At 30.3% G+C, this 13,069-nt stretch carries 13 protein-coding genes, 1 tRNA gene and 1 pseudogene; 6 read left to right on the top strand and 9 right to left on the bottom strand.

Features of this window, described 5'->3' with window-relative positions; translation table 11 throughout:
- Positions 1-48: 48 nt before the first annotated feature.
- The 4 genes from P8H50_RS00765 to P8H50_RS00780 are packed head-to-tail and all read right to left on the bottom strand — an operon-like array spanning position 49 to position 3,156.
- The gene (locus tag P8H50_RS00765) at positions 49-786 is read right to left on the bottom strand and encodes a metal ABC transporter ATP-binding protein (protein ID WP_300204413.1); all 738 of its coding nucleotides are present in this window, start codon (positions 784-786) and stop codon (positions 49-51) included.
- Positions 786-1,700: a zinc ABC transporter substrate-binding protein gene (locus P8H50_RS00770; RefSeq protein ID WP_300204416.1), complete on the bottom strand. Its 915-nt coding sequence runs from the start codon at positions 1,698-1,700 to the stop codon at positions 786-788. The genes P8H50_RS00765 and P8H50_RS00770 overlap by 1 nt, the downstream gene beginning before the upstream one ends.
- Positions 1,701-1,709: 9 nt before the next feature.
- Entirely contained in the window at positions 1,710-2,510 is an 801-nt protein-coding gene (locus P8H50_RS00775; RefSeq protein WP_300204419.1) for a transporter, read from the bottom strand.
- Positions 2,497-3,156 (bottom strand): metal-dependent transcriptional regulator, encoded by a 660-nt coding sequence (locus tag P8H50_RS00780; protein ID WP_300204422.1) that lies wholly within the window; start codon positions 3,154-3,156, stop codon positions 2,497-2,499. The genes P8H50_RS00775 and P8H50_RS00780 overlap by 14 nt, the downstream gene beginning before the upstream one ends.
- Positions 3,157-3,310: 154 nt before the next feature.
- Between P8H50_RS00780 and P8H50_RS00785 the strand changes: the two genes are divergently transcribed.
- Positions 3,311-3,733, top strand: a complete 423-nt coding sequence (locus P8H50_RS00785) for a hypothetical protein (RefSeq protein ID WP_300204426.1) — start codon at positions 3,311-3,313, stop codon at positions 3,731-3,733.
- Here P8H50_RS00785 and P8H50_RS00790 read toward each other — a convergent pair whose 3' ends face one another.
- From P8H50_RS00790 to P8H50_RS00805, 4 genes are all read right to left on the bottom strand, one after another.
- Complete coding sequence (locus tag P8H50_RS00790; protein WP_300204429.1) at positions 3,734-3,865, bottom strand: FeoB-associated Cys-rich membrane protein; 132 nt, start codon at positions 3,863-3,865, stop codon at positions 3,734-3,736.
- Position 3,866: 1 nt separating this feature from the next.
- Positions 3,867-5,969 carry a ferrous iron transport protein B gene (gene feoB / locus P8H50_RS00795; RefSeq protein ID WP_300204433.1) on the bottom strand — a complete coding sequence of 701 codons (2,103 nt, stop codon included), beginning with the start codon at positions 5,967-5,969 and terminating at the stop codon, positions 3,867-3,869.
- Positions 5,962-6,195: a FeoA family protein gene (locus P8H50_RS00800; protein ID WP_300204437.1), complete on the bottom strand. Its 234-nt coding sequence runs from the start codon at positions 6,193-6,195 to the stop codon at positions 5,962-5,964. The genes feoB and P8H50_RS00800 overlap by 8 nt, the downstream gene beginning before the upstream one ends.
- Before the next feature lie 76 nt (positions 6,196-6,271).
- The gene (locus P8H50_RS00805) at positions 6,272-6,943 is read right to left on the bottom strand and encodes an SCO family protein (RefSeq protein ID WP_300204442.1); all 672 of its coding nucleotides are present in this window, start codon (positions 6,941-6,943) and stop codon (positions 6,272-6,274) included.
- Positions 6,944-7,124: 181 nt separating this feature from the next.
- Between P8H50_RS00805 and P8H50_RS00810 the strand changes: the two genes are divergently transcribed.
- The 3 genes from P8H50_RS00810 (at position 7,125) to P8H50_RS00820 (ending at position 10,558) form a co-directional block, all read left to right on the top strand.
- The gene (locus P8H50_RS00810; RefSeq protein WP_366900939.1) at positions 7,125-8,993 is read left to right on the top strand and encodes a M1 family aminopeptidase; all 1,869 of its coding nucleotides are present in this window, start codon (positions 7,125-7,127) and stop codon (positions 8,991-8,993) included.
- A 77-nt stretch (positions 8,994-9,070) separates the two neighbouring features.
- Positions 9,071-10,417 carry an RIP metalloprotease RseP gene (gene rseP, locus P8H50_RS00815; RefSeq protein WP_300204449.1) on the top strand — a complete coding sequence of 449 codons (1,347 nt, stop codon included), beginning with the start codon at positions 9,071-9,073 and terminating at the stop codon, positions 10,415-10,417.
- A 67-nt stretch (positions 10,418-10,484) separates the two neighbouring features.
- Positions 10,485-10,558 (top strand) — tRNA-Asn (locus tag P8H50_RS00820).
- A 68-nt stretch (positions 10,559-10,626) separates the two neighbouring features.
- Here P8H50_RS00820 and P8H50_RS00825 read toward each other — a convergent pair.
- A complete protein-coding gene (locus P8H50_RS00825) occupies positions 10,627-11,949 on the bottom strand; it encodes a kelch repeat-containing protein (protein ID WP_300204453.1) in 1,323 nt (440 codons plus the stop codon).
- A 137-nt stretch (positions 11,950-12,086) separates the two neighbouring features.
- Here P8H50_RS00825 and P8H50_RS00830 point away from each other — a divergent pair, with 137 nt between their 5' ends.
- Positions 12,087-12,413 (top strand): hypothetical protein, encoded by a 327-nt coding sequence (locus P8H50_RS00830; protein WP_300204456.1) that lies wholly within the window; start codon positions 12,087-12,089, stop codon positions 12,411-12,413.
- 405 nt (positions 12,414-12,818) lie between these two features.
- Positions 12,819-13,069 (top strand): annotated as a pseudogene (locus P8H50_RS00835) (hypothetical protein); the annotation flags it as partial.

Genomic DNA, 13,069 nt, shown 5'->3' on the forward strand with positions numbered 1-13,069 from the left:
GAATAAGCACTCAATACTGAGACTACCAACTGTAAATTGAATACTTTTTTACTCCTGAATGCTAACTTTATAGTTTATACCATAAGTCTTCGTTAAATTATCATCGTTAAAAATATCTTTTACTGGACCTGTCGCAATTTTCTTTACATTTAAAAACGTTACCCAATCAAAATATTCTGGAACGGTTTGTAAATCATGATGTACAACAATAACAGTTTTACCTGCTTTTCGTAATTCTTTTAAAATATTAATAATTGTAATTTCTGTTGTAGCATCAACACCTTGAAAAGGCTCATCCATAAAATAAATAGAAGCATTTTGTACTAAAGCACGCGCTAAAAAAATACGTTGTTGTTGTCCACCCGATAACTGACTAATTTGTCTGCCTTTAAAAGCCAACATGCCTACTTTTTCTAAAGCCTCTAAAGCCGCTTTTTTGTCTTTTTGTCTAGGCCTTTTTATCCAACCTAAGCTTCCATAAGTTCCCATCATAACAACATCTAAAGCTGTGGTTGGGAAATCCCAATCTACACTTCCTTTTTGTGGTACGTAAGCTACCAGTTGGAGTTGTTTTTTGTAAGGTTTACCATATATAGAAACACTTCCAGCAATAGGTTTTAAAATACCAAGAATTGCTTTTATAAGCGTCGATTTACCAGCTCCATTTGGCCCAACAATAGCCATTAAAACACCTTCAGGAATTTCTAAATCGATATCCCAAAGAACTGGCTTATAATTATAAGCGACTGTAAGGTCATCTACTTTTACTGCTATGTTTTTATCCATTATTTTAATGCATTAACAATTGTATTCACATTATCCTCAAACATACCAATATAACTACCTTCTATTGTTCCAGCATTTCCAAGGGCATCAGAAAATAAAGTACCACCAATAATAACATCGTGACCTTTAGATTTTACTGCAGCTTGTAAAGCTTCAATAGTACGTTTTGGCACTGAGCTTTCTACAAAAATGGCTTTTACTTTGTTTTCTTTAATAAAGGCAGCTAGTTTTTGAACATCTTGAACTCCAGCTTCTGTAGCAGTACTTAAGCCTTGTAATCCCACAACATTAAAACCGTAGTTTTTTCCAAAGTAATTAAAAGCATCATGTGCTGTTACTAATATTCTTTTTTCCTTAGGGAGTGTTGCAATATTAGTTTTAACTTTTGCTTGTAATTCATCTAATTTCCTAAGAAATTGTGTTTCATTTTTAATAAAATATACTGCATTTTCAGGATCTTTTTCAGATAAAACGACTGTTACTTTTTTCGCAAACTGCTTAAAGAAATCAATATTAAACCATACATGTGGATCGTAATTTGAAGCAAAATAATCTGAACCTATTAATTGAGATTTGTCTAAAATGGCACCAAGCGCGATAGGTGTTTTTGTCTTACTTCCCATTTTTTCGAACACTTCAACCAACTTACCTTCCAAATGGAGCCCGTTATAGAAAATAATATCTGCGTTAACTAATTTAGTAACGTCACCTTCACTGGCTTTATATAAATGCGGATCGACACCACTACCCATTAAACCTTGAACATTTACTAAATCGCCACCAATATTTTTAACTAAATCTGTAATCATTGTAGTTGTTGTCACAATATTTAGCTTACCGTTTTCTTGTTTTGTATTGTTTTTACAATTAAATAATAATATTGTAATTACAATTAAAAGTAAGTTTTTTTTCATTTTTAAAATTTAAGATTTTGGAATTCTAAAACTAAATCCGGCACTTATTAAAATATCTTGACCTTTTGTTAAACTAGAACCTATAGTTGCGTCTAATTGAAAGTTGTTAGAAATTAAATAAGTAAGTCCAGTATCCCATAGATGATTGGCTTTATTGTTTTCTGGTAAATCACCATAAAATTCTATGTAAGCACCAATTTTATTATTAAAACTATAGCCATATGAAACAGAATAGAGGTATGCTGCTTGTGCATTGTCATTTTCCCAAGCTGCACCTAAATTATAAGATAAACTAGATTTTTCACTCAACGTGTGAGAAAAAGCAAACCTAAAATCTACACCAGTATTTTTTGGTCTTATTTCTTTATTAACCGAAAAAGGTAAGTATAAATGACCCAAAAACCCTATTTCTGGCATTATACCTTTTTCTTCGTTTATTCTAGTTTTAAAACCTATAAGCAATGGCGAAAAGCTTGTAACCGACTCAATTTCATTACCATTAAATCTTGTTTTACTATTGGTATAATTGTAGCCTAATCTTAGTTCTAAATTATCTAGTAAACCATATCGCATTAACATAGTATTGTATGTAAAATCTTCCGTTTTAATATTATTTTCTTCAAAACTTTCGTAAAATGTACCAGTCTCTATTTGTAAAAATCCTTTAGGCATAGCAGTTGAAGATTCTGTTGCATCTGGTCTGTCTGTTATTAATGCACCAAGAGCGCTATCCTCTTGTGCGAAAGTAAAAGTAGCACCTACAAGAGAAAATGTAAAGGTTAAGATTTTAAGTGGTTTAATTAATTTCATTGACGTAAATAATATTTGTAAAGTCTTCATTAAGAAGAATTGTACTGTTATTAATAGATATTTGAGTCATTTTATTTTTACTGAATTGCTTTGTAACTAATACATTATTCCCATATTTAAGTCCGTTTAGTGCACAAAAATCGAAGAATTCTTTATCGTCACTCATTAAGCGCGAAATAATGTAATTCTTTCCTTCTTTGGTATTAGATAAACTTATAGAAGTATCTATAGTTGTAATTTCTCCATTTGCGTTTGGAATAGGATCTCCATGAGGATCGAACTTAGGATTGCCTAAATAATCACTAATTTTATTAGCTAAAAAATCAGAAGTTTCATGTTCTAAAAGTTCAGCTTCTCGATGTATTTCATGTAAAGACATTTCGAAAGTTTTATGTAAAAAAGCTTCCCATAGCCTATGCTTTCTAATAACATTTAAGGCTAATTTTTCTCCGGTTTTTGTTAATTTTAAGGCTTTGTATTTTTCATAGTTTAGTAAGTTTTTACTTGCTAAACTCTTAGCCATATCTGTAGCTGCAGCATTACTAATACCAAGAAGTTTGGCTATATTACCAGGCTTGGTGTTTTTAACATCATTAATTTTGTTTTTGTAAATAGCTTTTACAAAATTTTCTATTGCTACAGACATTTTAAATATTTTTTTAAGCTTACTTAAATTTACTTCAAAGGTAGCTAAAATAATTTAATTTTGTTGTGTTTGGCATGATTTGAGTTATATTTAGTTCCTAAAGACATATTAATTAACAGACTCCTTTCTTTAAAGGATGAAAAAAATATTTTCAATGAAAAATTTATTATTTACAATTACAATATTGTTTTCAGCTCTTGTATTTTCTCAAGACTCAACATCTATAAAAGCAGAAACGCCAAAAATTATCTCAAAATTAATGTATGGTAAAACCATTGCTTTTGAAGATTTAGCATTTAAGTTTGTAGCTGTAGAGAGCGATTCGCGCTGTCCAAAAGGCGTGCAATGTATTTGGGCTGGTGAAGCAATTGTATTAATTGATGTATTTAAAAAAGGAAAAAAAGTAGAGCAAAAACGTATTGTGTTTTCACCAACAGCTCAATTAGAAAATACAATAGGAAACTTGTTTTCTTCAGAAAAACTAAAAATTTCAGGATTTAATATTGCACCTTATCCAGAATATAGAAATACAATTAAACCTGAAGAGTATTATATTCAGGTTGAAGTTTGGGAGTAATTAATGACAGCCACAATCATCTGTTCCACAAGCTTTTTTAGTTTTCTTTTTCCAGAAAAACTTCTTTATTAAAAATGCAAGTGCAAAGCCTAAAATTATAAATACAATAATATTTTGAAGGATAGTACTCATTTTATTTCAAAAATTGAAAGGCTATTAAACCAGCAATATAGGCAATAGCTGTCATTATTGTAAATTGATAAATTGGCCATTTCCAGCTGTTTGTTTCCCGTTTTACAATGGCTAAAGTACTCATACACTGCATGGCAAAAGCATAGAATAAAAGCAGCGAAATTCCAGAAGCAAAATTAAATAAAGGGCCTCCAAGAATTGGGTTTACTTCTCCTGCCATTCTGTTTTTTATGGTCTCTTCGTCGTCACTGCCTACACTATAAATTGTAGCTAAAGTTCCTACAAAAACCTCTCTAGCAGCAAAAGAACTTACAATAGCTATACCTATTTTCCAGTCGTAACCTAAAGGCCTAATGGCTGGCTCTATAGCTCTTCCAGTAATACCTATAAACGAATGTTCGAGTTTATGTGATGCTATTTTATGTTGTAAATCATCTTCGCTTAAATTTTGATGCGCATATTTTTCTATTATAATACTTTCTGCATTATTAAATTGCTCACCTGGTCCATAAGATGCCAAAACCCAAAGCACGATTGAAATAGCTAAAATTATTTTACCAGCACCAAAAATAAAGGCTTTCGTTTTTTCTAAAACGGTAAGCGCAACATTTTTTAAAAGTGGTACTTTATAGTTTGGCATTTCTACCACAAAAAAGGTTTTACTTTTAATTTTTAGAATTTTATTTAAAATCCATGCAGACCCAACTGCTGCACCAAAACCTATAAGATAAAGCAACATTAGTGTTAAAGCTTGGTAGCTTAAACCCAATATTCTACCTTCTGGTATAACTAATGAGATAATAATTAAATACACTGGAAGCCTAGCAGAGCAAGTGGTAAAAGGCGTTACTAGAATGGTTATTAAACGCTCTTTCCAGCTTTCAATATTCCTAGTAGCCATAATGGCTGGAATTGCACAAGCGGTTCCAGAAATTAATGGTACAATACTTTTGCCGCTTAAACCAAAACGACGCATTATTCGGTCCATTAAAAAGACTACACGACTCATATAGCCACTTTCTTCTAAGATGGCAATAAACAGAAATAGAAAGGCAATTTGTGGAATAAATATTACAATACCTCCTAATCCAGAAATTATGCCTTCAGCAATTAAATCTGTTACTTTTCCACCACCAGGAAATGTAGCTTTTACCCAATTACTTAAAGATGCAAAGGAAGAATCTATCCAATCCATTGGAATGCTAGACCAATCATAAATGGCTTGAAAAATAGTTAAAAGGATAAGAAAGAAAATAACGTAGCCCCAAATTTTGTGAGTAAGAATACGATCTAATTTTGCACGAACATCTGTGGCTTGTGATGCATCTATAGTTTGTCCTTTCTTTAATACATTATTAATAAATTGATACCTTTTTATTGTTTCTTTTTGTTGAAGCTTTTTTAAATCGCCTTTTGCTTTTGTTTTAAAGCTTGAGATGGCTTCAATCTCTTTTCTATCTGTTTTACCAAAGTTTACATCTTGGGTTATAACTAACCATAATTTATATAGTAACTGATTAGGAAAAGTTTTACGAAGACTATTAAAATACTCTACATCAATTTCTGAAGCATTTAAACAAGGTTTAATAGACAACTCTTTAAAGTTGCTTATTTGTTGTTTTAAAAGGTCTATACCTTCATTTTTTCTTGTGCTAACAACAACAATTTTAGTCTCTAATTGTTCTTCTAGATATTCAAGATCAAGTGTAATTCCCTTTCTTTTCATTCGGTCTGCCATATTAACAACCAAAAGGCAAGGGATTTCAAGGTCTTTTATTTGTGTAAAAAGGAGGAGATTCCTTTTTAAGTTTTCGACGTCACTTATAACAACTGCAACATCAGGAAAATCTTTATCGTTTTTATTTAAGAGCAGTTCTATAACTACATTTTCGTCTAAAGAAGAGGCGTTTAAACTATATGTTCCTGGCAAATCTATAATATGAGCTTTAACACCACGTGGCAATTTACACAAGCCTTCTTTTTTTTCAACAGTAATACCAGGATAATTTCCAACTTGTTGGTTTAAGCCTGTTAAAGCATTAAAAACAGATGTTTTACCAGTGTTTGGGTTTCCAATTAGTGCTACATTTATTTGCTTACTCATCTACTAAGTCTATTAAAATATGAATAGCTGTTTCTTTTCTAATAGCTAAATGACTACCATTAATATTGAGGTACAATGGATCTGAAAATGGAGCAACTTGTACCAACTCTACAAAATTGCCAGGAAGGCAACCCATTTCAAGTAGTTTTAATGGTATTAATTCTGATGAAACATCAATAATTACACCTTTTTCTCCTCGTTTTAAATGTGCTATTGTGTGCTGCAAGCTTATTTAGATTGATTTTAAAGAAGCAAAAGTAAGTGAAAAAACTTTAGTTAAAAAATTGTAAATAAAGAAAGCGTTATTTCTCCATGCTTTTTAACTTTTTAATGTCCTCAAGTAGTTGTGAAATAGCTTTTGGGTCTGTACCATCGTAGAAACCACGAATTTGATGTTTTTTATCGATAAGCATAAAGTTTTCTGTATGTATCATATCAAATTGGTCGCCATTACCATCGGTCTTTACAGCTAAATAACTTTTTCTAGCGAGTTCGTAAATTTGCTTTTTATCTCCTGTTACTAGGTTCCATTTAGAATCATTTACACCTTTTTTAGTAGCATATTTTTTTAATTGTGCCACACTATCTATAACTGGAGTTACAGAATGTGAGAGTAGCATAACATCATTATCATTTAGTATTTCTTTTTGAATATCTCGCATATGGTCTGTCATTATCGGACAAATAGTTTGACAAGTGGTAAAAAAGAAATCGGCTACATATATTTTATCCTTATAATCGTTTTGAGTAATCGTTTTTCCATTTTGGTTCGTCAAACTAAAATCTGCAATCTTATGGTATTTTTTCACATGTTGAATAGTGCTATCTACTAAGGATGTTTCAACATTATTAGGTTGATATATTGGTAACGGTTTTTCAACGTTTAAAACAGTATAAATAATATAAACAATTATTGCTGATAGGATTGAAAACCCAATGGCAAATTTTTTATAGTCTTTGAAAAAAGAAAGCATAAAACAAATTTTAATAACAAAATTACAACTTATTTTAAGGTCTTGCGGTAACAATAGTCACATAAATAAAAATTTAAAAATTGTAATTTTAATTTTTAAAACTACTAAAATGAGACATTACCTTTTATTAATCACCTTGTTATTTTTTAATCACATTTTTTCACAAACTTTTAACCAAGATTTGAATACAATTATTGAATCAGAATCCAAATCTGCATCAAATAGGATTTATAATCATAGAGTTAATATGAATACAGGAAATTATGATGTTACATATCATAAATTAGAGTTTACTTTAGATCCAAGTGTAGCAAGTATTTCAGGTGTTGTTACAACGCATTTTGTAGCAAAAGAAAACATGTCTGAAGTAACTTTTGACTTAACAGATAATATGATTGTTTCTCAAGTTTTACAGGATAGTAATGCTTTAACATTTGTACAGAATACAGATGATGAGTTAGTAATAACATTGTCTCAAAATTTAAATCAAGACGAAACAGGAATTATCGAAATCACCTATTCTGGTAATCCAGTAAGTTCAGGTTTTGGTTCTTTTGCACAAACCACGCATAATGGAGATCCTATTATTTGGACACTTTCAGAACCTTATGGAGCTAAAGGTTGGTGGCCATGTAAGCAGGATTTAAACGATAAAATTGAAAACATAGACGTGTATATAACCACACCTCAGTTTAATTCTCAAAACGAAGAATATATAGCTGTAAGTAATGGTGTAGAGCAAAGTCAAATAGTAAATGGCTCTAATAAAACAACACATTACAAACATCAATTTCCTATTCCAGCTTACTTAGTAGCTATAGCAGCAACTAATTATGAAGTGTATTCACATACAGTTACTAATAACGGAAATCCTTTTGAAATTATAAACTATGTGTATCCAGAAAATCTTACTTCTGCGCAAGCAAGTACTCCAGTTACTGTAAGCATTATGGAACTGTTTTCTAATAAGTTTGAAGAGTATCCTTATGCATCAGAAAAATACGCACATGCTCAATTTGGTTGGGGAGGAGGAATGGAACATACTACAGTTTCTTTTATGGGAAGTTTTGGAAGAAACTTAATTGCCCATGAATTAGCACACCAGTGGTTTGGCGATAAAATTACTTGTGGCAGTTGGAAAGATATTTGGTTAAATGAAGGCTTTGCAACCTATCTATCTGGACTGGTTATAGAAGAATTTGATGGAGAACCAAGTTTTAAAAACTGGAAACAAGGTCGTGTTAGCTCTATTACATCTCAACCAGATGGTGCAGTTTATTTATCTGATTCAGATACAACAAGTGTTAGTAGAATTTTTAGTAGTAGACTAAGCTACAATAAAGGAGCAATGGTATTACATATGCTTAGAAAAAAAGTAGGAGGCGCAAATTTTTACCAAGGTATGCAAGATTATTTAAGTGATACTAACTTAGCTTTTAATTACGCTAAAACACCTGACTACAAAGCTAAAATGGAAGCAGTTAGTGGGCAAAATTTAACTGAATTTTTTAACGATTGGGTTTATAATCAAGGGTATCCAAGTTATACCATAAATAGTAACTGGATCAATACAAATCAACTTCAAATACAAGTTAATCAAACGCAAAGTCATAATTCTGTAAGTTATTTCGAAGTGCCAATTCCACTTAGAATTGTTGGAACAAACGGAGAAACATTAGATATTGTTTTAGACAATACTTTTCAAGGTGAAACCTTTATAGAAAATGTAAATTTTGAAATAAATTATATATTATTTGATCCTGAAGTGGATATTATTTCTAAAAACAATAATGTAACATTAAGCACTCAACCATATCAAATAGAACCTAATTTATTAATCTATCCTAATCCAACCTTTAATGCGTTTAACATAAAAAAACCTGAGGCATTAATAATTGATACCATTCAAATATTCGATACCTTAGGTAAATTGATATTAGAAACTACATATCAAGAAATTATAAATGTTGAAACTTTATCTTCTGGTGTACATTTTGTCAAATTTTCTACAAATCAAGGTGTTTTTCATAAAAGGCTGTTAAAGGATTAATCAATACAGCTTTGTGTTTTTTTTAGAAAGTCTAAATACTTACTTTTGGACGTTATAAAAATGAATTGATAAATTACATGGGAATTATTATACAAATCTCTCAGTTTTTACTGGGCCTTTCACTACTAATCATACTTCACGAGCTTGGGCATTTTATACCAGCAAAATTATTTGGAACAAGAGTAGAAAAGTTCTACCTATTTTTTGATGTTAAGTTTTCGCTTTTCAAGAAAAAAATAGGCGAAACCGTTTATGGAATAGGTTGGTTACCTTTAGGCGGTTATGTTAAAATTGCTGGAATGATTGACGAAAGCATGGATACAGAAGCCATGAAAGAAGAACCAAAACCTTGGGAGTTTAGGTCTAAACCAGCATGGCAACGTTTAATAATAATGCTTGGTGGAGTTATTGTTAACTTCGTTTTAGCATATGTTATTTACTTTTTCTTATCGTTTATTTATGGAGATAGACACATAGATGCCACTTCAATTCAAGATGGATATTTAGTAGAAAATCCATTATTAACAGATTTAGGCTTTAAAACTGGAGATAATATTATTAAGGTTGGTGAGTATAAGGTAGAAAATGTATCAGACATTAAAGGAAATTTTATTGGAGCAAAAACGATAACTTTTGAAAGAGATGGTAACGAACAGACCATTACAATGCCAGAAGATTTTTTAGGACAATTTTCAGATAGTAAAAGAAGAGATTTGTTTGAAATGCGATATCCTGTTGTAATTTCTCATATTCCAGATAGTTCTTTCAATAAATCTGTAAATCTTAAAAACGGAGATATCATTAGAACAATTGGAGATAAGCAATTAAAATATATAGATCAATTAGTTCCAGTATTAAATGAATACAAAGATCAAGAAGTAAGTATTACCTTTTTAAGAGATGACGTATTAATTACCGACAAACTAAAAGTAAGTAGTGATGCAAAATTAGGTATCGTCTATTTTGGAGGAGTTGGTTACGATACCATGGAAAAATTAGGGTACTATAAAATGAAGACCAAAGAGTACACCTTTACCGAGAGTTTTGGAGGAGGTTATAATAAGTTTACTGGACAAATTGACAAATATTTTGGTCAGCTTAAAGAGATAGGAAACCCAAGCACAGGAGCTTATAAAGGTGTTGGTGGTTTTTATGCCATACTAAATGTGTTTCCAGATTTTTGGGACTGGCAAACGTTTTGGAGTATTACAGCCTTTTTATCTATTATGTTAGGTGTACTTAATTTATTACCAATTCCGGCTTTAGATGGAGGACATGTTATGTTTTTATTATACGAAATGATTTCTGGACGCAAACCAAGTGATAAATTTATGGAGTATGCACAAACTGTAGGCTTCTTTATTTTAATAGCTTTAGTCCTATTTGCTAACGGAAATGACATTTTTAAAGCAATTTTTAAATAAAATTTAATTATTGTTTTGTAGAATATAAAAAACAATTTATATTTGCGCTCGCAACAGCGAAAAACACTCCTCTTTAGCTCAGTTGGTTAGAGCATCTGACTGTTAATCAGAGGGTCCTTAGTTCGAGCCTAAGAAGAGGAGCTACTTATAATGATAAAACGGTTATACTTTTATAGTGTAACCGTTTTTTAATTAAAAAGGATTTTATATTATTTAATTCTAATTTCTTTTATTCTTAAATCTTCTTTATTTTTTCTTTCAATAAATATTTTAGACTTCAATTTTAAGTTTTTCTCAATTTTTTCTTCAAGTTGATACAAAGATGATCTTAATCTTTTCTTTTTACTTTCATAATTCAAATGAGAATCAAAGACACCCATTAAATCAGGAAATTTAATATAGTTTGGATAATGCTCTTCTATTAGACTTAGAATATGTTTTTCTTCAGTTGTGAGTATATCTTCAATCTTTTTTCTCTTAAGTTTAATTTTCTGAATATTAGTTTTCTTCTTAAAGATTAAAACTAATATAATCAGTAAAACTATAATTCCAATTCCAATTCCAATCCAAACTAATGAATTTTCTTTTTCCCTGTACAGTTTTTCATAAGTGTTTGGAATCCCCAATAGATCTTCTGACGCTATAAAAGCTACTTTAGTCTTGGCATCTTCTTTATCTAAAATTGCATAGAATCCATTTTTAGATTTATTGTAAGTTACGAGATAGCGTCCTCGTTCTTTTTTAATAGATTTTATGAAGTCTGAATTACTATTTTTATAAAAAGAAACATTATTATTTTTAATGTCAACAGTAAAAACATTGTCTTCAGATAGCACCAAGGTTTTGTTATTGTAATGATATGTAAGGTGGTAGTTTTCATTTTTTAAATAGGAGTTACCCTCTCCTAATTTTTGCCACTCTTTTTCTATTAAATCAAATTTCCAATAATCATTAATAAACTGGGATTTATTGTAGCTATATTCTGTATCTGAATTGTATCCTAAACCAGTGCCTATGTATAATTGATTATTGTTTAATTGACTAAACATCTTTTTTCGCCCTGTAGGATGTTTTGAAGCTGCATTTTTTACTGAGACTATTTCTGTTTCTCCTTTGGATCGATTAAAGTATGTGAAAATATTTTTAAACGTAAATAGTCCATAACCACCAAAATTATAGATATTACTATCATGTATAAATGGAAAACTTTCATACTGCGAATTAAAGATAAAAGAATCGTCTAATCGATCAAATTTTGTGCCGTCAAATTGGTATATGATACCTCCAGAATTATGCATTAAATAACCTTTGGAGTCATTTTCAAAAAATACATAGTCGTTAATATCTAAATTATGTTTTGTGCCAATTCGTTTACTGATTTGTGTATCTCTATAAATAGAGTCTCCTGAAATTAGATAAGAGGTATTTTTAAAAGTAAATAAAAAGTTATTAGAATTTAACTCTGTATTATTTATCTGAGATGATGCGCTTAAAGAGATTAAAAGAAGTACAATAAAATAGAATTTATTCATTTTAAAGTTTTTGTTTTAATGTAAAATTAGTAAAAAAAATCAACTTAATAATAGGGGATGGATTAGGGACTTCTATAATTCATTGAATTTATTTCTTACAATACTTTAACTTTACGCTAATCAAAATTCTAATTATTATGAAAAAACTTATCTATTTATTTTTCACTTTGGCAGTCATAGGTTGTTCAAAAGATGACAACAATAATGATAATAATGGCTGCCCAATCAATTTTGAATGTAGCACGGCTACAGCTAATGATTTCTTAAGTCTCGAAATGGTGGGTGAAGACTATCAATCAAATGTAGATGCATATGGTGAACCCATTTCAGAAGGTTTGCGTCAAGACGTTGATGGCAATTATGAATATTTTTGGTGTTGGTCGGATAGTACGGGAAATAAATTTGGTTTTGTAGTGTCTTGTAGTGATTGTTCATACGGTATTATAAATGCCGATTGTGATTAAATAATCTTAAAACCCAAACTAATTTAGGACAGGAGTCTTACTCACCGATTTATAAATATTAGCTTTGAGTAGCGAGGATAGTTCTTAAAGTGCTGGTAATAACAAACTCCTTCACTGAAAGTTACGAGTAGACAGTGAATAAGCAACAAGATTAATATAAAAAAATCATCTATTCACTATTTAACTGTTTGTGTCCTTGTTTAGATGAAATTAATTCCAATTGATGTGATTTGATTTGTTGTCAACTCAAAGTCTTTTGGTGTAAAACTTATGTTCGATATTTCAATAGAGTTATCTACTAAAACAATAAAACGGTTATACTATTATATAGTGTAACTGTTTTTATTTATTTATGCACAATAATAAAAAAAAGTCGTCGTTTAAAAAAAAAAAGAATAGAATTCGATGAAAAAACCAATTTTACTATTTACTTTCTTACTAACGATCCTTAGTAGTTGTAGAGAGGATGATAATAAAAATCCAGAGGAATGTTACTCAAATAATAATGCTCAGTCCATAGTTCACGATGGTGTCAATAGAGAATATGTTTTATACATACCTAATTCATATGATGGAACATCTTCTGTTCCACTAATGCTTAATTTTCATGGGTTTGGTGGTAGTGCAAGTGATTATATGCAAGAAGCAGATATGCG

Origin of the sequence: Lacinutrix sp. (assembly GCF_029238095.1) — a bacterium.
In the GTDB taxonomy this organism is placed as follows: domain Bacteria; phylum Bacteroidota; class Bacteroidia; order Flavobacteriales; family Flavobacteriaceae; genus Lacinutrix.

What these genes read in the sequence shown, in the direction of transcription:
- P8H50_RS00765 (WP_300204413.1), bottom strand. Translation starts at nt 786, where the DNA reads ATGGATAAAAACATAGCAGTAAAAGTAGATGACCTTACAGTCGCTTAT.
- P8H50_RS00770 (WP_300204416.1), bottom strand. Translation starts at nt 1,700, where the DNA reads ATGAAAAAAAACTTACTTTTAATTGTAATTACAATATTATTATTTAAT.
- P8H50_RS00775 (WP_300204419.1), bottom strand. Translation starts at nt 2,510, where the DNA reads ATGAAATTAATTAAACCACTTAAAATCTTAACCTTTACATTTTCTCTT.
- P8H50_RS00780 (WP_300204422.1), bottom strand. Translation starts at nt 3,156, where the DNA reads ATGTCTGTAGCAATAGAAAATTTTGTAAAAGCTATTTACAAAAACAAA.
- P8H50_RS00785 (WP_300204426.1), top strand. Translation starts at nt 3,311, where the DNA reads ATGAAAAATTTATTATTTACAATTACAATATTGTTTTCAGCTCTTGTA.
- P8H50_RS00790 (WP_300204429.1), bottom strand. Translation starts at nt 3,865, where the DNA reads ATGAGTACTATCCTTCAAAATATTATTGTATTTATAATTTTAGGCTTT.
- feoB (WP_300204433.1), bottom strand. Translation starts at nt 5,969, where the DNA reads ATGAGTAAGCAAATAAATGTAGCACTAATTGGAAACCCAAACACTGGT.
- P8H50_RS00805 (WP_300204442.1), bottom strand. Translation starts at nt 6,943, where the DNA reads ATGCTTTCTTTTTTCAAAGACTATAAAAAATTTGCCATTGGGTTTTCA.
- rseP (WP_300204449.1), top strand. Translation starts at nt 9,071, where the DNA reads ATGGGAATTATTATACAAATCTCTCAGTTTTTACTGGGCCTTTCACTA.
- P8H50_RS00825 (WP_300204453.1), bottom strand. Translation starts at nt 11,949, where the DNA reads ATGAATAAATTCTATTTTATTGTACTTCTTTTAATCTCTTTAAGCGCA.
- P8H50_RS00830 (WP_300204456.1), top strand. Translation starts at nt 12,087, where the DNA reads ATGAAAAAACTTATCTATTTATTTTTCACTTTGGCAGTCATAGGTTGT.